Consider the following 21765-nt stretch of genomic DNA (forward strand, 5'->3'; position numbering starts at 1 on the left):
GTGCTTGAATCAGCGATCGCCGAGGAAGTCATTACAAATAATCTCAAGCAGTTTCTGTTGGTACTTTCAGTACTTGTTCAAGGATTGACCATCAAACCTTTGTTGGAAAAACTCAATTTGCTAGGTGATGCACCCTTACGTGAGGAATATTTAGAATTAGTTGCCCGTCATATTGCCTTAGAACGCGTTTTGCAACACCTCCAAGCAGACAAACGCCCCGGCATCGACCCAGAGTTTCGCCGTTATCAGGAGACACTAATCAAAAGTGAACTTGCAGATTTACGGACAAAAATTGATAAATTACAGGATGAATATCCCAATCTTCAGAGTTTTACAACAGAACAATTCCGAGGAGAACTGCTGGCAATTGAAGCAGATATTTATGCAGAATTTGTTAAGTCTGGTCGGTTAAATAAAGAATTAGCATCTATGCTTGAGGATGTTTTGTAGAAAGAATAATCAACAATAAGGTTGACCTCTTACCGTCCATTTATAATATTTTTGCTTAGTCAATCAAAATTGACCATAGGTCAAATTGCCAAATTTTCTTAAAATTTAAGAAATTATTGGTTAAATATGATTGCAAACTTATTTAATTCAGTGGCAAATAAATGTATATAATTTTCATGCGAATAAATTTCACCTTAAACTAATAATGATAAACAAAAACCTCATAAAATATAGTTCGAGACTAACTTTACATTCTCCTTGGTTTATTATCATTGTTTTTTCTGTTCTTGGTTTAATAGGTATTCTCAACCATTCGATGTGGCGAGATGAACTAAATCCTTGGCTGATTGTCAGAGATAGTAAATCTTTTGGAGATTTAATTGCAAATATTCATTATGAGGGTCATCCTATTCTCTGGTATTTTTCTCTGGCAATTCTGAGAAAAATAGTAGACAACCCTATTATTATGCAAATATTTCATTTAGCAATTACAGTCACTTCAGTTGTTGTATTTTGCCTATATAGCCCTTTTAACTATAAACAAAAATTTCTGTTTTCCTTTGGTTTTTTTCCTTTTTATGAATATCTTTTAATTTCTCGAAATTATGCCTTTAGTATGTTGTTTGTTTTTACATTCTGTACAATTTTTTCATCCAGAAAACAAAATTATGCGTATTTAGCAATTTTATTGGGTTTATTAGCAAATAGTAGTGCTTATGGTTTACTCGTATCATTTTCTTTATCATTGACTTTGCTAGCTGAATTTTATTTTGATATTGAACATCGCCAGCAGTATTTTATTAAGAGCCAAAAACACGACTTATTTTTAAGTATTTTAATTATTATCTTTTCTTTTATTTTATCCATTTATATTCTTACTCCTCCAATAGATAGTTATCTTCATGGTGGGTTAAATAATGGTTGGGTAGTTAAATTAGATATGCGTCATTTTTTGAGAAGCATAGGTAGAATATTTGGTAGTTATTTATTAATTATTCCTGCACATAAAAGATGGATAGATTTAATTATTTGTGCGCTAATTGCTCTATTTATTATAGTTTTAACTTTGCTTAAATTGTCTAAAAAGCCAGTTCCTCTCTTTTTCTACATTTTAGGTAATTGTGTAATATTTACTTTTACTTATTTGAGATTTCTCGGTATGCCTCGGCATTTTGGACATTTATATTTAGTTTTTATAGCGGCTCTCTGGCTGGGAAGTTATTATCAAGATTCTCCAGTTTTACTCAACAAGTTTTCTGTTCGCCCAAATTCAATTGTATTTGTAAACAAATGGCATCATATCGCTTTAATGCTGATTCTTTATACACAGTTTATTGGAGGTATTTATAGTTTTTCAAGAGATTTAATTGTACCCTTTTCTGCCAGTCGGGAAACAGCTCAATATATTCAAAAATCTGGATTAAGTAATGAGTTTATTGTTGCCAGCAGAGATGCAAATATGGCTCCTTTGTCAGGTTATTTACATCGAAAATTTTATTATCCTCAGCTTCAACAGATTGGAAGCTTTACACTATTTAAAAAAGGTCGTCAAGATGTCGAACAAGATGAAGTATTAAGCCAAATTAATTTTTTACTCAAAAATAAAGATAAGCAAAAGAAAATTTTGCTGATTTTAAATAAAAAACTGAATGTTAAACGCAATGATTTGAAGATTGTTCCGCTCAAAGATTTTGAGCGAAGCTGGGTAGATGACGAACGATATTATCTTTATTGGGTAGATAAAGCATAAACAAAAGGGAAAAGGGAAAAGGGAAAAGGTTAAAGGGGAAAGGGATGAACAGGTCGCCCACAAGGAGCGAGGTTTTTACCTTTCCCCCTTCCCCTTCTTCATAAAGTAGAGAAAAATGATTAATCGCCTTGCGGATGTTCATCCCACAAGGTTGTTATTTCCCGTAAACTCTGATGATTGCCATTACCCAAAATCAGATGATCTAGTACCGGAATGCCCAAAAGCTGCGCCCCTGCTAACAACTGGCGCGTCAATTCTATATCTTCATGGCTAGGTTCAAGGTTCCCAGAAGGATGGTTGTGGGCAACTATTACCCGCGTTGCACCTTGACGAATAACTTCTCGGAAAATATCACGGGGAGAGGCCAGGGTTTCGGTTGCTGTGCCAATGGTAATTACTTGCGTACCTAGCAAGCGATTCTTAACATCTAATAACACCACTGCAAAACGTTCTTGTGCCTGCCACATCAAATCTTGGCTGAGGGTAGCAGCAGCAGCAAGTGGGCTATCAATCAATGTTCCGTCATTCGGTCGAGATTGAAAAGCGCGTTTACCCAATTCAATTGCTGCTAAAATACTTGTCGCCTTTGCCGGGCCAACACCAGAAATTAGCATTAACTCTGCGGGGCTAACTTCCCGCAAAACCGCCAAAGGATCGCGTTGATGTTTGCCTAATTCGCTCAAAATAAATTGTCCCAAACCCACAGCAGATAGTTTTCCTGGGCCTTGACCAGTGCCTAGAAGAATTGCGATTAACTCTGCTGTGGCTAGAATTTTGGCACCATGCGTCATTAATCGCTCACGCGGACGCTCATTTGTAGGTAGGTCGGCAATTCTAAGGCAATAGGTCATAAACTAAGAAAATCGTCACCACGCATCAAACTATCCTTAGTTATCCCTTGTTTACTTCCCAAATCATCTTTATTTGAGAAAATCTTTAACCTTGGTTAGTTTAGATGGGTAATTTCATTGGCAACTTTCAAAGGGAATACTAAAAATAATATGATTTAGGGCGATCGCTATGTTTGACGATATATTCAACAATCTCAAAGGTTTCATTGACTCTAAAATTCAAGAAGTCGGTAACGATTTGCAAAAGCGCTTCGGCATTCCTGAACCCACAGAGCCATTTGTGCTGATTCGTCGATTCACACCTGCCGATTCCACAGTGACAAGGGGAGGTATTGCAATTGTCGGAGAAAGCTGGCGAATTGAAGCCTATGACGACAATACTCAGCAGTTAATGATTAGTACAGATCCTTTGCGAAATGTCATCTTGTTTGAAGTTGCATCGCCCGATGTCCAAGAGTGTGTTCTTGCTTGTCAATTTAACGCGAAAGCACTAGACACAGAAAAACCAATTAAAGTGAGTTTAGGTTTATGTAGACCAGGACAATGGGGTAAAATGAGAACAACTTCATGGTCTACAGGAGTTTCACCAACGGAAAATTTTAAGTCTTACGAAGCGCGTGCCCATTTTAAAAAAGAAGCCGATGCTACCAAAGTTCAAATTAGTGTGCAATTTGAGAGTAGTGGCATTCTTGAGATTAGAGATATTGAACTGCTGCAAGCCTCCGTCAAGCCACAATCATGAGCAATATCTAAAGTTTGAGTAGCATAAGTATAGTGCGATCGCATAATTCAACAGCCCAACACTATACGCGATCGCAAACTCGCAAAACCCCTCCATCTTCCCTGATTATTGATAAATTTGCGTTGCTTTGAGCATGTGGTAGGTAATGATTAGCTGGGTGAGAGCTAGGGGGTAACTTTGCAATGTCTCTCCAGTTGTACCAGCAATTTTACCCAGTTCGGGATTACTTTCGCGATCGCAAAGATTTCGGAGATGGGGCATATCAGAACAAATAATATGCTCTAATTTATTCACCTGTTCTAAGGTGGCATGACCATCAACTTCCAAGACATCCACAGGCTTACTCATGTCTCTGTCTAGCCCAAGACGAATCGCTGAGTCAGAATTACCATAACTAGAATTGGTAATTACGGTGAAATCTGGATGGGGAATTGTCGGACGTAGTACCAATCGGACATTTAGGTGTCCATTGCTTTCATCATCTTCATCAGTTGGTGGATAAAAACTAATGACTATATCAGACCATTGCCGTTGCGGACGAATAAACTGTGATGAGTCTGGTTCGCGTTTTTCTAATTCTGCTAGCACCTGTTCAGGTGTGTACCCCCGCTTTTGCGTATCTCGCTTGACTTTCCACTTAGCACGTAATTCTTCAGGAGGCGCAAGATAAACTTTAACATCGTAAGAATCACGGGCGGCACGAGTAGAATAACCGAGTAATCCTTCAATAATGACGAATTTACTTGGCTTGATATACTTAGGTGCCTCAAATGTCCCTGTTTTATGGCTATAAACTGGCTTGAGAATGGGCTGTCCTGTGCGTAGCAGCGACAGGTGTTGCTGCATAATATCCAGATGGTTGCAGTCCGGGTGGAGGGCAGTGATGCCAATTTCTGCACGTTGTTGGCGATCGTAACGGTGGTAATCATCTGTACAGATGATTGTGACATTTTCTGGGCCGAGTGCCTGAGCGATTCCCCGCGTTAGTGTTGTTTTCCCAGCAGCGCTGTCGCCGACAATACCAAGAATTATTGGACGGCTCATCATACCTCCCAGAATAAAAGTAAGTTTATTAAATACAATTTCCCTACAATAGTTTTAATTCTAGAAGGGTTTAGGCAAGTAACTCAAGCAAAGCCTTGGTATGCAATATCTCTACATATAAAATATCTGTGCGCTGGTTTATTGCCATCTACATAGCTGATGAGTCAAAAGAGGCAAGGGGGCGGGGGGCAGGGGGAAAGAGAAAAAGTTAGGCGTTATCGATAGGCATTAGAAAACCTCTAGGTCATGAAAGTTCAGCTATGAAGTTCTTACACAATAGCCGAGCTTTATTCCAGATGATAAGTCGGTCGGCGCAATTAAAGCTAACTGACAAAGGCTGTCATTTCCTTGATTTCTCACTTGTGAGAAATCAAGGAGTGTGGGAGGTGTGGGAGGATGGGGAAGAAATCTGACCCCGCACACTCCCCACACTCCTCTGCCTACAGTATCGTGAGAAATCCGGGATTTGTCCTTTGTCATTTGTCATTGGTAAGGGCTTTAAGCCTAAAAACCAGATAATTAGTCTGTGGGGTTTAGGTAAAAGAAAAACGCACGTTATGACCACTCAAACACTAGGACTCGAACAAAACCTTTATGACTATTTACTATCAGTCTCTCTCCGAGAACCAGAAATTTTAACCCAATTGAGGCAAGAAACAGCCCAGCATCCAGTAGGTAGAATGCAGATTGCTCCTGAACAGGGGCAATTTTTGGCGTTACTGGTGCAGTTGCTGGGAGCGAAAAAAACTTTGGAAGTTGGGGTATTTACAGGTTATAGTTCCCTGGTGGTAGCCTTGGCGTTACCGAGCGACGGGAAGGTGGTAGCCTGTGATGTGAGTGAAGAATTTACAACGATCGCTCGGCGTTATTGGCAGCAAGCTGGAGTGGCAGATAAAATTCAACTGCACATTGCCCCAGCTTTGGAGACTTTAGATCGGTTATTGGCAACGGGAGAGGCGGAAACCTTTGATTTTGCTTTCATCGATGCAGATAAGAGCAACTATGATGGTTATTATGAGCGATCGCTGCAATTAGTGCGAAGAGGGGGACTAATTGCGATCGATAATGTTCTCTGGTCAGGCAGGGTTGCCGACCCCCAAGTACAGGATAATAGAACTAAAAGGATTCGTGCCTTTAATCAAAAGCTGCATCAAGACCAGCGAGTTAGTCTGAGTTTAGTAGCGATCGCAGATGGTTTGACTCTGGCACTGAAAAAGTGATGTCTTTCTAACTTTTCTAAAACCAAATCCGCTTAGTTTAATACTTGACTTTCCCTAATCTTGCTTAAAAATCAGCAAGCTTTTTTAAGTAAGCAATATTAAATTATAGTTTAAAAAACTGTATTCTTAGAAATTTATTTTTCTTTTTTTAAGTATTTATTCGGTTGTATATTATTAATAGATCAAAATAGATAACTATATCTAGTAATTGTTTAAACTTTAATGTCCGTGGAAGATATTCTGCAAGCAGTAGAAACAATTCTGCAAGACAAGCCTCTTGCTTCCATTCAGTGCTTTGTGCTGTCTCAGTCGTGGTTGGGCAAAACTTATGGTGAAATGGCAGAGGAATCAGGCTACCGCGACAATTACATCAAAGAAGTTGGCTCTGAGTTGTGGCAAGACCTTTCCATCGCACTTGGAAAAAAAATAACCAAAAAAAATCTGCATTTAGCCTTGAAGAAATACCTACAAGAAAAAATAGGCGATCGGGAAAATCAGAGCCAACAAGAATTTAATGAAAAATCTAATTTAGAAATGGTGTCTCCAGACTCATTTTCAGCAAGCAAAATTGAATTTCCTAGCGGCCCCGTACCACTGGGTTCTCCTCTTTACATCAACCGCCCCCCTCTGGAAGAACTTGTTTGTAATGAGATTTTATACCCTGGTTGCTTAATCCGAATCAAAGCACCTAGAAAGACAGGAAAAAGTTCGCTGCTCAATCGGATGATTGCTTATGCTAGAGAGCAAGGTTATCAAATCGTCTATTTGGACTTTCAAGAAGCCGATCAAGACGTTTTTGCTTCTCTTGATAAATTTTTGCGTTGGTTTTGTGTCAATGTCAGCAGACAGTTAAATCTCCTTCCCTCTCTAGATGATTTTTGGGACACGGAAATGGGCAGCAAGGTAAGCTGCAAAATCTATTTTGAAGCATATCTACTGCAATATATTGATAATAGTCCTCTAGTTTTGGCTTTGAATGAAGTTCATCGAGTTTTTGAACATCCCAATATTGCCCAAGATTTTTTGCCAATGCTGCGATTTTGGCACGAACAAGCAAAGCAGGATCAAATCTGGCAAAAACTACGGATGGTGGTAGTTCACACCACAGAAATATATATTCCACTAAAGCTTAACCAATCGCCTTTCAATGTTGGGATCACAATTACGCTCCCACCATTGACTCTCAATCAGGTACAGAATTTAGCATTGTCTTATGGACTAAATTGTGCAGCCAACTCCGAAGGCGCAAAACGCCTTGCACCCCTACAAGCAATGGTAGGAGGACATCCCTATTTGGTGAGCCTTGCGCTTTATCATCTATGTCAGGAGGAAATGACATTAGAAGTATTACTAGAAACTGCATCTACACCAGTGGGAATTTACAGTCAGCATTTACGAGAACTTCTGAGCTTACTGCAAAAAGACCCAAAATTAATGTCAGCTATGCAACAGGTAATTGCAACAGATGAAAAAGTAGAGCTAGACGCGATCGCTGCTTATAAGCTAGAAAGTATGGGTTTGGTTAAACTCAACGGTAATCAAGCTCATGTTATGTGTGAGTTATATCGCCTTTACTTTAGCCAACAGCTTGGAAAGCACTCAGGATAGTAATAGTTCTGGTAGACTGTTGAAAGATAAATAATCAAAATAAGTAATTCTCGTTCTTAATATGAATTTTATCGAAACAGAATTCAGGAGTCAGGAGCCAGAATTCAGAATGAATTTTGAACGAAAGAGTGGATGAATACAGGGGTTTAAGACCCCCACTAAATCAAAGATTTAGTGGTCTTCTCTACGAGACGCAAGCGCGAACAATCAGTCACGGGTCTGAATCCCACACTAATAGCGCAGCGTTAGCGAGTATTCGAGCGTCGCGTCTTCATTCTGACTCCTGAATTCTGACTTCTGAATTCTTCTTCAACAATTGTCCCGATAGAAATTTATTTATTAAGAACGAGAACTAATTTAAAATTTTAAATCAAATGAACAGTTATCGATATCAAGTTGGTGGCACTTTAACCAGTGACGCTCCTAGCTATGTTGAGCGCAAAGCGGATGTGGAACTTTACGAAGCCTTAAAGCAGGGTGAATTTTGCTACATCCTAAGCAGCAGGCAAATGGGCAAATCTTCACTTATGGTAAAAACCAAGCATCGCTTGCAACAAGAAGGCTTTAGATGTGTCACCATTGATATGACTAATATTGGTTGCGAAAATATAACTCCAGAACAGTGGTATAAGGGAGTTGTAGGCGATTTATGGCTGGGCTTTAAACTGTTAGGAAAAGTCAATTTAAAAACCTGGTGGCAAGAAAAAAATGATATTTCTTTGCCCCAGAAACTTAGTCGGTTTATTTCAGAAATTCTGTTAGTTCAGTTTCCTAACGAAAGGCTATTCATTTTTATTGATGAAATTGATAGTATTCTCGGTCTTGATTTCTCTGTGGATGACTTTTTTAGCTTGATTCGATTTTGTTATAACCAACGAGCAATTGATTCAGAGTACGATCGGATTACATTTGCAATTTTTGGTGTTGCTACACCTTCAGACTTAATTTTATATCAAAATCACATTACACCGTTTAATTTTGGTAAAGCTATCCGAGTAAATGGCTTTACATTTGAAGAAGCTCAACCACTATCTTTAGGACTGGATATTAAAGATAATCATCCCCAAAAAGTTTTAAAGGAAGTATTAGCTTGGACAAAAGGACAACCATTTCTGACTCAAAAGCTGTGTCGGTTACTTGTTAGTCTATCTCAAGATGATGTGGGTAGAAAGTTAAAAATTCCCCCTGGCACAGAAGAGTTTTGGATAGAAAATGTGGTGCGATCGCACATTATCGATCAATGGGAATCACAAGATGAACCAGAGCATTTGCGGACAATTCGCGATCGCATCCTCAGAAACGAACAAATCGCCGCCAGATTGCTAGGAATTTATCAGCAAATCCTCCAAGGAGTGGAAGTAGCAGCCGATGATAGTCGAGAACAAGTAGAACTATTGCTGTCTGGCTTGGTGATTAAAAAGCAAGGGTTTCTCCAAATTAAAAACCGAATTTATGAAGAAGTTTTCAATTTAGAATGGGTTGGAAAAAAATTAGCTTACTTGCGCCCCTACTATGAAACCTTCAATGCGTGGATAGCCTCAAAAGAAAATGATAAATCTCGCTTATTGCGCGGACAAGCTTTGATTGATGCCCAAACCTGGGCACATGGCAAAAGCTTGAGCAACTTAGATTATCGATTTTTAGCTGCTAGTGAAGAATTAGATCGGCGAGAAATGCAACAAGCATTAGAAGCCGAACGTGCCAAAGAAGTTGAAGCACGACTTGCAGAACAACAAAAAAGATTAGCTCAACAAAAGAAAACGTCCACAATAGTAACACTCTTGCTAGCGGGTATGACAATCAAGTTGGTGATTTCTATAATGTGGGGAGTATCGCTTTTACGAAAGATTGATGCTTTAGAATCACAGTTAAAATGCACCCGAATAGAGCATCAAGGCAAAGTGAAAACTGCAATTTCTCGGTTAGGTGGATGCTGAGGTGAATTTGAGATTTAAAATTTTGCGGTATTCATGAAATTTGCATTCATTATTTAAGCGGTAATCTATATCTGGGGATAGATGAATACATTTTCCGAACAATCAAATAATTTAATATTTAATGCAGTCCTACATACATATTTGTTTCTTACGATAAAGTTATTACCCAATATCAGTAGACCAAAAGCTTAATGTCAGGTTAAGTGCAAATAAAGAACTTGTAAAAATAATGCACAATAAGAAATTATCAAAGACTCCCTCATCTATTAATACCAATCCCCAAGCAGCAGAACAAAACCCGAAATTGACGTATAGACCGTTTGGGAGCCAAGTTCAAAAAGCATCAGTTGCATCAGTGACAGAAACGGACATAGAGGATGTTGCCTTTGCAGAACAAAGTATTGAGGCTACTGGACTGGAATTACAAGCAAAATATGCCAAGATTACGCCAGAGGGACAAGAACGGTTGACTGTGCTGCAAGCCAAGATGGATGGATTATTGAATTCTCGACTGGAACACGCAACTCGATTTGGTCATAACTTTGCCAATATTCCACTAAGAAAACCAAATATAGCAGCACCAATTCAGGCAAAGCTGACAATTGGGGAACCTGGAGATAAGTACGAGCAGGAAGCCGATGAAACAGCACGTCAGGTAGTGCAAAAGATTCATCAGCCACAGAGCGAGAAACTTCAGCGCGAGTCATTGCCCGAAGAAGAAGAAGAATTGCTTGATGAAGAAGATGAATTGCAAATGAAACCGATGGTGCAGCGTGTGTCGGACGATGGTATGCCAGCTACACAAGATTTGGAAACATCCATCAATCAGGCACGGGGTGGGGGACAGCTATTGGCAAATAATATCCGTGAACCGATGGAGCAAGCATTTGGAGCTGATTTCAGTAGGGTGAAGGTTCACACAGATTCCCAGGCTGATCAGTTAAATCAGTCGATACAGGCGAAGGCGTTTACGACGGGGCAGGATGTGTTCTTTCGGCAGGGGACGTATGAGCCGGGGAGTCGAGGAGGGCAAGAGTTGCTGGCGCATGAATTGACTCATGTGGTGCAACAGAATGGGCATCTGAGTTTCCCAGCCCCCATTCAGCGTCAAATTGAAGGCTATCAACCGGGAACGCTGAAATCCAATACCAAAGTGATGAAGGACTTGAACCAACAACAGAAGACTAAAATCCAAGAACTTCACAATGACACTTCAAAAACCTACACTATAAATGAAGTGCGGCAGTTGGTGGGAGCAGCACCTCTGGACACAAGTACAGACACTTCTTATACCCCACCCTTCCCCTTCCGTTATGACCCAAGCGGTGGCACTACTATGGAAACAGTCACAAGCGGGATGGGTGGATTAGTTCAGTATCCCAAAGGCGGTGTTTCTCAGGGAGAAGACACAAACAACCAGATGTCTTTTTCTGTTGGGCATGGCTATAATGATCTTCCAAGCGGCAGCAAGCGCAACATCACGCAGACTAAGGTGATGGATAATATCAGTCCCAATGCAGCCGCGCATAAATTAGGGTTTGAGTGCCCGACCCCGTTATCGTGGGAATGGCTCCACTTGGTGGCTTTCAGCATCGGGCAGACACACGTTGGCGATCTATCCCAAAAATCAAAAGACTTGATCCAACGAACCAACCAGCCTCAACAAATCAGTGAAAACTTGGTGCTAGGAACAGCAGCGGCAAATACAGAGATGCTTAGTTATGAGACAAAGATAAAGCGACTGTTAAGCAAAGACCAAGCGTGGAAGCTTAATCTAGTTGTGAATGCTAGGAAGCAAGACTTTATAGTTGACGGAATAAGCATCCCGGTTGCAACCCGTATTTCTTATCATTTTAATTTTGAGACAGGTATCAACACTTATACGCCTCCCGTTATTGTAGAATTTAATACCCAATCCCACGACAAGCCAGCTACCAAATCTTTCGAGGAGGTGTGTAAAGCACTAGACGACACACTTAAGAATACGGTGGCATTGAAAGAGCCCCTTAAAGGGATTTCCACAGACGCTATGGACATTGTGTAACATCTTTTTCGCCGTGCGATCGCTAATCTTGTAGCGACAATCTTGAAAATCAAGCGTAGGCGTAGCCCGTCGTAGACATCGCTCATGTATGATGATTGACTTAGTGCGATCGCCAATAGAAATGCAGGTCTGACCAAAGCTGCCGATGATGTGAGTTAAAATCCTGATATCTTCAATAACTACTCACGCAGACAGCCCCCGAAAAAGCGATGTCTACGACGGGCTGCGCCTACGCTCATGTATGAAGGCTGATGAGTGTGCGATAAGTTAACATGAGTTTGACGAAGCTAAAAAAGCGACGAGGGTAAGACTTGTATATTTATATCTTACGAGTTCTGTTATCAACTTAAATAATTAAGAGGATGAAGCAATTGAGTAACCTAGATAGAGTTCTAGATGCCGCAATGGAGCTTACTTTAGAGCAGCAAGAAATGCTGGTACACATTCTCAAAAACCGAATTATTGAAAGTCGGCGAGATGAAATTGCCTCAGATGCAGCAGCTTCTATTGCTGAATTCCAAGCAGGTAAGCTCAAAGTCCAGACTGCTGCCGAAGTAATTCAAGAATTACGGGAATATCTCAATAACCCAAGTGCAGCCGATGTATAGATTGGTTATGACTAGCAAATTTAAAAGAGCTTTCCGAAAATTTGCTCGTCGTAATGCTGACTTACAGACAAGAATAGAAGAAACTATTGCTGCTATGGAGAATGATATATTTGCAGCCCACTTGGGCACTCACAAGCTAGAGGGAAAGTTATCAGGGTTGCTTTCATGCTCTTGTGGATATGATTGTCGCATTGTTTTTTCGCTGAAAACCGATGACGAGAGTGAAGAAGAAGTTGTTCTTTTACTAGACATTGGTACTCATGACGATGTTTATTAGCTCAATATAAGTGCGATCACTAATCTTGTAGCAACTGTCTTAAAAATCAAGCGATCACCAATAGAAATGCAGGTGTGACCAAAGCTGCCGATGATGTGAGTTAAAATCCTGATATCTTCATAACTACTCACGCAGACAGCCCCCGAAAAAGCGATCGCTATGCTTCAGTATCCCCATCTCGAACAAGCGCTAAAATATCACTTCGGTTACGACAGATTCCGCCCCGGACAACGGCAAATTATCGAAGATGCGCTGCAAAATCGAGATTTAATGGTTGTGATGCCGACTGGTGGGGGAAAATCTCTGTGTTTTCAACTACCAGCATTGTTAAAAAATGGATTAACGGTGGTGGTGTCGCCGTTAATTGCTTTGATGCAAGACCAAGTAGAAGCACTGCGAAATAATAATATTAACGCGACATTTCTCAATAGCAGTTTGAATGCTTACAAGGTGCGATCGCGGGAAGAAGCTATCCTCAGTGGTAAAGTAAAATTACTATACGTCGCCCCTGAACGTCTCCTCAGTGAAAGGTTTCTCCCATTTCTTGATTTAGTTAAAGAAAAAATCGGTATTTCTAGCTTCGCTATTGATGAAGCGCACTGCGTTTCGGAATGGGGACATGACTTTCGTCCAGAATATCGCCAGTTGAAATCTCTGCGGAAACGCTATCCTGATGTTCCTACCGTCGCTCTCACCGCCACAGCAACCGATCGCGTCCGTAGTGATATCATTCAACAATTAGGATTAAAGCAACCAAGCATCCATCTTGCCAGTTTTAACCGTGAAAATCTTTATTACGAAGTTCGTCCTAAAACTAAATATGCTTACGCTGAATTATTAGAACTAATTCGAGAAACAGAAGGTTCGACAATTATTTATTCTTTAACTCGTAAAAAAGTTGATGAACTAACTTTTAAACTACAAAATGATAAGATTGGTGTTCTGCCTTATCATGCCGGATTAACTGATGAGGAACGTAGTAGTAATCAAACGCGATTTATTCGAGATGATGTCCGGGTGATGGTGGCAACAGTCGCCTTTGGTATGGGAATTAATAAACCCGATGTGCGGCTGGTAGTTCACTTTGATATGCCTAGAAATATAGAAAGTTATTATCAAGAATCGGGTAGGGCAGGTAGAGACGGAGAACCATCTCGGTGTACAATATTTTTCAGCTTTGGTGATGTTAAAACAATTGAATGGAGTATCGATCAAAAAACTGACCCTCAAGAACAGTTGATTGCTAAACAACAACTGCGGCAAATGATCGATTACGCTGAAGGCACTGATTGTCGGCGAACGATTCAACTGGGTTATTTTGGCGAAAGGTTTCCTGGGAATTGCGGTAACTGTGATAATTGTCGTCATCCCAAACCCATGCAAGATTGGACAGTTGAAGCCATGAAGTTTTTATCTTGTGTGGCGCGTTGTAAAGAAAGATTTGGGATGCTACACATAATTGATGTGTTACGAGGGGCAAAAAAAGATAAAATTCTCCAGTACGAACACGATAAGCTTTCCACCTACGGTATTGGTAAAGATAGAACTCTAGATGAATGGCGAATGTTGGGGCGATCGCTTTTACATCAAGGGTTAATAGAACAAACTAGCGATGGTTACTCAGTTTTAAAACTAAATGCCCACAGTTGGGAAGTAATGCGAAAACAACGCACAGTTTCCCTAGCTATAACCACAGTCCAAAAGATTACCTGGGAACAGGGGAGTGAAAAAGCAGAAGAAGCAGAAATATTATTACAGAAGTTGCGATCGCTACGTAAAGAATTGGCTGATGAGCAATCTGTACCACCTTACGTCATCTTCCACGATTCCACTTTAAAATTGATGGTACAGGTGCAACCCCAAAACTTAACTGAATTTGCCAAACTTTCTGGTGTTGGTAGTCATAAACTTGCTCAATATGGCGAAAAGTTCATTACAGAAATTCGCACCTACCGCCAAGAAAAAGGTTTGCAAAATAAATCGGTTACTTCTGCTTCCGTATCCTCTTCCAACTCATCTTCTTCTTACACCGAATTACAGACATTACAATTGCATCAACAAGGTTTAAATATTGCTCAAATTGCCAAAAAGCGGAACCTTAGTCCGGCAACAGTTAGCAGTCATCTAGAAAAATTAATTGAGAAAAATCAGCCAGTTGATTTAAATCAATTAGTACCTTTAGAACATCAACAAAAAATTTGGCAAGTTTTAGAAGTACTCGGTGATATTTCCCTCACTCCCATTAAAGAACAACTAGGTGAAAGCTACACTTTTGATGAAATTCGCTTAGTGCGGTGTAAGTGGCGGCGCGACAATCGCAAGTGATGATTGAAAAAGAATACAGAATACAGAATCAATTAGTATGAATGATGAATTCTATTTTATTTAAAATACAAAAGCAAGATTAAAGGAGTTACCTAATGAGTCAGATGCTTAATACAGGAGTACGCTGGACAACTCATGATGTGGAATTATTACCAGAAAATGAGGGGACGCGCTACGAGATAGTTGATGGAGAATTATTCATGAGTAGGACACCTCACTTTAAACATCAGCAAACTTGTGGGCGAATTTTCGGACAACTTAACATTTGGTCAGAGTCTACTGGTTTAGGAGAAGCTGTAATCAACCCCGGTGTTTTGTTTTCAGAATCAGATAATGTGATTCCTGATGTGGTTTGGGCTACTAAAGAAACCTTGGCGCTAACATTGGATGAAGCAGGACATTTAACTGGCGCACCAGATTTAGTAGTCGAAGTTTTGTCTGCTAGCAACGAAGACCAAAGACGAGATAAGGAAGCTAAACTTAAACTTTATTCTTCCAGAGGAGTAAAAGAATATTGGATTGCTGATTGGCGATCGCGTAAACTAGAGGTCTATCGACGTGAACAAAGTCAACTTAACTTGGTAGCCACCTTATTTAGTAGTGATAATATAATTTCTCCGCTATTACCTGGTTTTAGCTGTAATGTAAACCAGTTTTTTCCTGTATAAATTTTAGGTTGAATGGAAAAACAAATCTCAAGTAGCGGATTAACTAAAGTCCAGGTACTGATTATGGCGATCGCATCTGGTGTCTGTGTTGCCAACATTTATTATAATCAGCCAATCCTCAAAGATATTGCATCTTCTTTTAGAGTTGGTGAAGGCGAAGTGGGTAGCATATCTGTGCTTTCACAAGTTGGTTACGGTTTTGGGCTTTTCTTTTTAATCCCCTTGGGCGATAAAATCAACAAGAAAAAGTTAATTGTTTCCTTATTGATATGTTTGTTTTGTTTGTTGATACTCATGACGTTTTCACAAAACATCATCGAAGTTTGGATATTGAGCGTAGCAATTGGGATTGCGACAGTATCGGCTCAGGTTATTCTTCCCTTAGCCGCAAGTATAGATAGAGTAACTACAGGTAAAACTGTAGGCTACATTTTTACTGGTATATTAATTGGAGTTTTAGGAGCAAGGGTTTTTAGTGGATATATTGCTGAATGGTTAAATTGGCGTTATGTATATGGATTTTCGTCAGTAATGGTTTTAATTGTTACTGTATTACTAAATATATATTTACCTAATGTAAAAAATGAATTTAACGGTTATTATTTGGAATTACTAAGCTCAACAATTCAACAATTCAAACGCTTTTCTTTGTTAAGAGAAGCGTCTTTAATTGGCGGGTTATTGTTTGGTGTATTTTGCTCATTTTGGACAACGTTGACTTTCCATTTAAGCGGAGCGCCTTTCAATTTTCAATCTGACACAATTGGGATGTATGGCTTTGTGGCGATCGCAGGTGCATTGATGGCTCCAGTTTTTGGTAAACTAGCCGATCGAGGTAACTCGCAACGTTCCTTGACAATTGCTGTATCGCTCGTCATTGCAAGTTTAGTAATTGCTAAAATTGCTTCTAGTTCAGCGATCGCGATCGCTGTTGCTGTATTGTTACTAGATGTAGGTGTACAAGCAATCCAAGTCACCAATGTCGCAAGGATATACACTCTTGATGCTCAATCAAATAGTCGCATCAACACAGTTTACATAACTATCTATTTTATCGGTGGTGCTGTCGGTACTAGCATTGGTTTATTATGCTGGAATCTTGGTGGCTGGAATTTGGTGACTTGGCAAATGTTAGTTTTTACTTTGCTCGGATTTTTTATTATCGTCAGACCTAAAAAAATTACAGCAAGCCCTAAATAAAGAATAACAAAAAATTGCGGTAACAAAGTCAAATCAAGCTGCTAAAAGCTTTAGTTAGTAGCAATACTATAATTATTCTCTATTACCTGGTTTTCGTTGTACTGTAGACCAGCTTTTTTCTCTATAAAATTTTATTTTGGGGAAATATGCACACTCATTATTTTCCGAAAAAATGTGCATAACTTTCATTAAGATATCGCTTTGCACCAATAACTAAATTTTCTCCTCATCAAAGCGATATCTAGACACAATCAGCTTATATTACGAAAAACTGGGGATTTCAGAGTTAGAATCTTTTGATGTTGCAGTAGAGCGCGATGGTGAAGTGTTTTGCCTTTTTGCAGACAGAATTACTAGCAATTTAGGCAGCGCAAGGCAAGCAACAGTATTTAGCAGCGTCAGTAATATACCATCGATTAAACTCATGTGCGATCGTCCTTATTTCAAAATTGGTGTTTACTATATTTTTAGTTTGAAGCAAAATTAGTACAATTGCTTCAAAGCTGCATTTTAATTTCTTTTATCGGTTATAAGCTAACTAAATATATTCTTATAATTTCAATTTGTCTTTTTCTCTCTGCGTTCTCTGTGCCTCTGCGGTTAAAAAGTAATTAATTTAACCACAGAGACAAGGCAGCGCGGTCTTCTCCCAAAGGGAGAGGCTAGCGCCTTCGCGGAGCGTCTCGTAGAGAAGGGGGTTTCCCCCATGAGCGACTGCCGCGCAGAGAACACAGAGGTAAGAAGTGAAATTAGCTAACTTAACTATATTTGAGAAGGCGTAAGCCTTCTAAGCGGAGAGCTTCAGGATATAGAGCTTTATAAATATTGCAATTTGGAGACTGAATATCGTAACGGCCTGTAGCCTTAAACGTAGCCAAAGAGCAACCACCCGTACACCAGTATTTCCATTCACATGTACGACAGCCTTCTTTTTCTTCAACAGATAAATTCTGAATACCTGTTTTATCTTGTCGCACAACAGTTAAAGGATCTTGAGCGTCAACTGAGGATACAGTTTTATGTAGCTGCATCTGACATTTGGCAATTTGTCCTTGATAATCAAATACAAGATAGCTTTGTCCAACTCCACAAGTTCGTTTATGAGGAGATGATAAATTAGCACGATCAACTAATGAACCTAATAAGCTTCGATTAGGTAATTTCAATTCAATAACTTTGAATGCTGCCAACATTCCTTGAATCATTCGAGATTCTTCTAGTTGCAAGTCTTCATAAGAAGCTGACAGTTCATTTTCACGATAAAAGTTTAAGCTAAAGGGCAGATTATGCTCTAATATCCATTCAATCAGATTGGGTAATCCTTCTGCATTGCGACCGCTAATAGTGATGGAAATATCGGGTACTAGCCCATTTTGCAAAGCAATCTTAATACCCCGTTCAACATCTTGAAATGAACCCTTTCCGCCTGCATAAGTTCGTTGGATATTGTGGAAATCTGATAATCCATCTAGTGAAATCATGAGACGCAGATTCAATATTTTAAGCATCTCGATAATCTCAGGCGTAATCAATGTTCCATTACTGAGAACAACTCCATCTAATATAATGCCTCTTTCTTTGCTAAGTGATTGAGCATATAAATGCAGTTCTTTAATTAAAGGAGAGCATAATAATGCTTCTCCTCCGGCATACTTTAGTTTGACGCGGCGGTAATTATTTAAGCTAGCAGAGCGAAATGTAGATTCAATAGCTGCTCTGCCTATATCTATTGACATATCCCTAGCTAAATGAGGAAGATAGCAGTAGTCACATCTTAAGTTACAGCGATCGGTGATATGTAACCATGCAGATAAAGTTTCTGGTATTTCATTTAGGTTAAATAAGTTATTATTTTTAGGAACAATTAAACGGGCTTGATATAGTTCCTGAATAGCTGTCTGTAAGTCAGTTTGGTTAATGTGAGAATTCTCTTTTATGATATCATCTAATTTATGAGGATTTGTAAATAGCCTTAGTAAATATAATGCGGATTGATTTAGAACTGCTACTTTGTGATTAGTTCCATAACAGATATAGTAAGTATCATCTAGATTCATTATTTGCGAATTTGGAGATATCACAAACTCTGTCTCAAATACCCCCAGAGATAATGATATATCTGAGCCTAATTCTGCTAAAGGGGATAAGTCACAGGCACAATCCCCTCCATCACAATCGCATTGTCCAGTTGGTACGCAGGTAGAATTGAGAGAAACTAAAATTCTGGGTCGATCAATTTTTTTACTAAGCATGAGAAGATGGCTGTTTTGTTGCACGGATTCTAGTCAAAAACATTTGTTGATCGCACCATTCTTTGAGAGCTTTATTGTCTTGCCACTGATGTTTGAGTTGCTGGATTAGGGTTTTAGAAAGTTCTATAGGCAACCGTTCGATTTTCTTTTGCAGTAGATTTAACTCATGTTGGATTGAATAGGGGCCAAAACCTCCATCCTGAAAGATTTGGGGTATGCCTTGAGCATATTTTGCAAAGGCAAGATCGTAGTTCGCCTGTTGAAATGCCACATCACCTTCTATCCGTAACATCCTACCAAAGTACAGTTGATAGGTATTTTGATATGACTGGAAGCGATCGCTAAGTTCTCGTGCATAATCGGAAATATGCTGGTATGCTTTTGCATAATAATCAAACTCTGCTTTCCCTACCAGGCTATCGATGGCATATCGCCTGTCATTGTACTCTAGACTAGTGTGGTAAGAGCGATCGTTGAGTTTGAGAGCTTGTTCTTGCAAAGAGCGATCGCACTTTTGAAACCCAAGATGCCAGTAAACACTGGCCGTTTGATGCCAAATTCCAGGCAATTCCTCTTCCAGTCCGTATTTTTCTGCCAGTTTCAGGCTTTTTTCTAAAGCATCTTGAGCTTGACTTAAAACATCTAGATCCCACTTTACCTGTGTTACATCCCAAACCGCTTCATTTAGTACCTCGGCACTAAACCACTGATTTAAGCCTAAATGAAAGTATGCCCTACACAATATTCGATTATCATCTTCCTCATTGTTGCAACGGCTTAACGCTCGTTCAAGTAGCTGTTTAGCTTTAACATAGTTCCCCTCATTTACCGAAATAGTCGCAGAGGCAATTTCGGCGTTGGCAATTTCGCGTTCAGTCTCCACACTCGACCACATATCAATAGCAGCCTTAAAGCACTGTTCAGACTTGATATAATTTTTTTGTAGTCCGTATAAATATCCCAAGTTATTCTGAATACTAGCCATAACTTGAGTTAAACCTTTGTTAGGAGTGTCAACTTCCATAGCAGCATCCCAACCTAGTTTGTAATATTTTTCAGCTTCGTTAAAATTGTTCAGTTGTCGATAAAGATAACCAACTTGGTTCGCCACACCCGGAATCGCAGATGCTAGCTTCTTCCCTTGAACTAGAGATAAACACTTTTGCTGATATTTCAAAGCTTCATCATAAAGATGCAATTTAGCATTCAGCATTCCCAACACATTGCAAAGGTCTGGTTGATGAGAAGAATTAGAAGATTTTTCAGCTAACATAGCCTCTAATTTTCTCACCTCATTTTCTGTTGTACCCTTATCTTTAAGGGCGTGGACAAGCTTTGCTTCAAAAATAATCAATTTAAATCTTTGGTCGAAATTTAGGTCTTTTTCAAACTGTTTTACAACTGCTAATAATTGATTAACAAAGCTGAATTTCTTTGATTGACTGCGGATCGTATTAGTAACTTCATGCCAAGTTTCAAAGCCGATAGTTGGGTCAGCGTATAAAGCATTCCATAGCCATCGCATTGTATTGAATTCTCGCAGTTGTTTCAGTTCTTCAATTAGAAACTCAATATTAGCGGCTTTATTAGAATTATCAGAGTAAAGTTGAACCTCCAATATCCTTTTCTGCGGCCCTAGCTGATAATCTTTTTTCTCAAAATATTTGGCAGCAATACGACTATCACGTTTTCTCCATTCCAAATCTGGGTCAATATCTGACCATACAAATTTATTAACCAAATCTCGCACAATATCATGTAATGATATTTGATTACCACTCATTACTGGTTTGATAAAAAAGTAACTCTGAGCATCAATAAATAATTTTTTAGCATCTTCTATCGATAGTTCTAATAGATTAGCAATATCAGAACTATCTAATGGATAAATACGTGAAAGTAAGAGGGTTAGCCTATCCATTGATGTCCGAAGCTGCGTAATATGTCGAACCATCTCAGCTTCAAATCCACCCGTTTTTTCTAACCTGGCTGGAATAGTTTCTATATCTTCACTCTCTAACCAATCTGGAATAACTTCTCGATAAGCATACTCTACTCCAAATTCAATCATAATGGGGCTACCACCAGAAAGAACTATGATCTTTTGAACTAAGTCTTTCCCAAGAGTAAAATGAAGTTGCTCCTCTTTGGAAAGAATGTATGTCTGTACATCCTCATGAGTAAATTCATTTAACTCCAAATAGGTTAGTTCTGCTTCTATGAACGACTTTTCCAAAATTTGACGAGCAATACTAGGGCGACCTGCTAAAATCAATACGGCGTTATCTAGTTGCTGGCATAGATTACCAATATATTCCCAAACTTCCGTTCTTCGCTCTGCTTGTCCTAACTTCTCAACTGTATCAATTAAAAATACTAATCTCTGTTGTTTAGATTTTCGATTAATTTCATCGACTAAAAACTTTTCAAGTTGTCTGCGTTCTTCTTGGTATGCAGTTTGACTGAGGTGGTTTTCATCTTCTCGTAGTTGTCGTAACCGGAGCAGCCATTCTTGATATGTATTATCATACAATTGCTTGGCGATTTGAGTGCATAAATCTTCTGCATCATTAAAAACAGGAGTATCACAATCAATAATTTCACTTGTTCCGATGTTTACTTGGTTGAGGCGGTTTTGTAATTCATTAAGTAACCAAGTTTTGCCAATTCCGCCTCTACCCTCTACTAAAACAACGTGCAGTGTATTAGCCTTTTGAACAAGGGTAATAATTCGATTTAGATGCTCTTCACGACCAACAAACTCTAATTTATCTATTTCAGACATAATA

At 39.2% G+C, this 21765-nt stretch carries 17 protein-coding genes and 1 pseudogene; 12 read left to right on the forward strand and 6 right to left on the reverse strand.

Going from position 1 to position 21765, the window contains the following annotated elements; all coding sequences use genetic code 11:
- Positions 1-69: 69 nt before the first annotated feature.
- Positions 70-450, forward strand: a pseudogene (locus ACFFRD_RS14595) (sodium:proton antiporter); the annotation flags it as partial.
- A 316-nt stretch (positions 451-766) separates the two neighbouring features.
- Positions 767-2200 (forward strand): hypothetical protein, encoded by a 1434-nt coding sequence (locus ACFFRD_RS14600; RefSeq protein WP_392482099.1) that lies wholly within the window; start codon positions 767-769, stop codon positions 2198-2200.
- Positions 2201-2319: 119 nt separating this feature from the next.
- Here the strand turns inward: ACFFRD_RS14600 and radC are convergent, their stop codons facing one another.
- Entirely contained in the window at positions 2320-3051 is a 732-nt protein-coding gene (radC, locus tag ACFFRD_RS14605) for a DNA repair protein RadC (protein ID WP_114084004.1), read from the reverse strand.
- Positions 3052-3220: 169 nt separating this feature from the next.
- Here radC and ACFFRD_RS14610 point away from each other — a divergent pair, with 169 nt between their 5' ends.
- A complete protein-coding gene (locus ACFFRD_RS14610; RefSeq protein ID WP_392482100.1) occupies positions 3221-3793 on the forward strand; it encodes a hypothetical protein in 573 nt (190 codons plus the stop codon).
- A gap of 105 nt (positions 3794-3898) precedes the next feature.
- Here the strand turns inward: ACFFRD_RS14610 and ACFFRD_RS14615 are convergent, their stop codons facing one another.
- Positions 3899-4837, reverse strand: a complete 939-nt coding sequence (locus ACFFRD_RS14615) for a phosphoribulokinase (protein ID WP_114084002.1) — start codon at positions 4835-4837, stop codon at positions 3899-3901.
- A 258-nt stretch (positions 4838-5095) separates the two neighbouring features.
- Positions 5096-5317 carry a hypothetical protein gene (locus ACFFRD_RS14620; protein ID WP_392482101.1) on the reverse strand — a complete coding sequence of 74 codons (222 nt, stop codon included), beginning with the start codon at positions 5315-5317 and terminating at the stop codon, positions 5096-5098.
- 77 nt (positions 5318-5394) lie between these two features.
- Here ACFFRD_RS14620 and ACFFRD_RS14625 point away from each other — a divergent pair, with 77 nt between their 5' ends.
- The 6 genes from ACFFRD_RS14625 (at position 5395) to ACFFRD_RS14650 (ending at position 12531) form a co-directional block, all read left to right on the forward strand.
- The gene (locus ACFFRD_RS14625; protein ID WP_392482102.1) at positions 5395-6057 is read left to right on the forward strand and encodes a class I SAM-dependent methyltransferase; all 663 of its coding nucleotides are present in this window, start codon (positions 5395-5397) and stop codon (positions 6055-6057) included.
- Positions 6058-6279: 222 nt separating this feature from the next.
- Positions 6280-7665, forward strand: coding sequence for an AAA-like domain-containing protein (locus ACFFRD_RS14630; RefSeq protein ID WP_392482103.1), 1386 nt, complete (start codon positions 6280-6282; stop codon positions 7663-7665).
- 374 nt (positions 7666-8039) lie between these two features.
- On the forward strand, positions 8040-9602 hold the full coding sequence (locus tag ACFFRD_RS14635; RefSeq protein WP_392482104.1) for an AAA-like domain-containing protein: 1563 nt from the start codon (positions 8040-8042) through the stop codon (positions 9600-9602).
- 229 nt (positions 9603-9831) lie between these two features.
- On the forward strand, positions 9832-11646 hold the full coding sequence (locus ACFFRD_RS14640; protein WP_392482105.1) for a DUF4157 domain-containing protein: 1815 nt from the start codon (positions 9832-9834) through the stop codon (positions 11644-11646).
- 362 nt (positions 11647-12008) lie between these two features.
- The gene (locus ACFFRD_RS14645) at positions 12009-12254 is read left to right on the forward strand and encodes a hypothetical protein (protein WP_392482106.1); all 246 of its coding nucleotides are present in this window, start codon (positions 12009-12011) and stop codon (positions 12252-12254) included.
- Between the two features lie 7 nt (positions 12255-12261).
- Positions 12262-12531 carry a type II toxin-antitoxin system YafQ family toxin gene (locus ACFFRD_RS14650; protein WP_392482108.1) on the forward strand — a complete coding sequence of 90 codons (270 nt, stop codon included), beginning with the start codon at positions 12262-12264 and terminating at the stop codon, positions 12529-12531.
- Here the strand turns inward: ACFFRD_RS14650 and ACFFRD_RS14655 are convergent.
- Positions 12528-12662 (reverse strand): hypothetical protein, encoded by a 135-nt coding sequence (locus tag ACFFRD_RS14655; protein ID WP_392482109.1) that lies wholly within the window; start codon positions 12660-12662, stop codon positions 12528-12530. The genes ACFFRD_RS14650 and ACFFRD_RS14655 overlap by 4 nt on opposite strands.
- A 28-nt stretch (positions 12663-12690) precedes the next feature.
- Here ACFFRD_RS14655 and recQ point away from each other — a divergent pair, with 28 nt between their 5' ends.
- The 3 genes from recQ (at position 12691) to ACFFRD_RS14670 (ending at position 16724) form a co-directional block, all read left to right on the forward strand.
- Positions 12691-14856 (forward strand): DNA helicase RecQ, encoded by a 2166-nt coding sequence (recQ, locus tag ACFFRD_RS14660; protein WP_392482110.1) that lies wholly within the window; start codon positions 12691-12693, stop codon positions 14854-14856.
- A gap of 95 nt (positions 14857-14951) precedes the next feature.
- Complete coding sequence (locus ACFFRD_RS14665) at positions 14952-15524, forward strand: Uma2 family endonuclease (protein ID WP_392482111.1); 573 nt, start codon at positions 14952-14954, stop codon at positions 15522-15524.
- A gap of 12 nt (positions 15525-15536) precedes the next feature.
- Complete coding sequence (locus tag ACFFRD_RS14670) at positions 15537-16724, forward strand: MFS transporter (RefSeq protein ID WP_392482112.1); 1188 nt, start codon at positions 15537-15539, stop codon at positions 16722-16724.
- 758 nt (positions 16725-17482) lie between these two features.
- On the opposite strand, the gene ACFFRD_RS14675 is transcribed toward ACFFRD_RS14670, so the two are convergent.
- Both ACFFRD_RS14675 and ACFFRD_RS14680 read right to left on the reverse strand, forming a co-directional pair.
- Positions 17483-18976: a radical SAM protein gene (locus tag ACFFRD_RS14675; protein WP_392482113.1), complete on the reverse strand. Its 1494-nt coding sequence runs from the start codon at positions 18974-18976 to the stop codon at positions 17483-17485.
- The gene (locus ACFFRD_RS14680; RefSeq protein ID WP_392482114.1) at positions 18969-21761 is read right to left on the reverse strand and encodes an AAA family ATPase; all 2793 of its coding nucleotides are present in this window, start codon (positions 21759-21761) and stop codon (positions 18969-18971) included. The genes ACFFRD_RS14675 and ACFFRD_RS14680 overlap by 8 nt, the downstream gene beginning before the upstream one ends.
- Between the last annotated feature and the right edge of the window lie 4 nt (positions 21762-21765).

It is taken from the genome of Nostoc sp. C110, from assembly GCF_043099725.1.
In the GTDB taxonomy this organism is placed as follows: domain Bacteria; phylum Cyanobacteriota; class Cyanobacteriia; order Cyanobacteriales; family Nostocaceae; genus Nostoc; species Nostoc muscorum_A.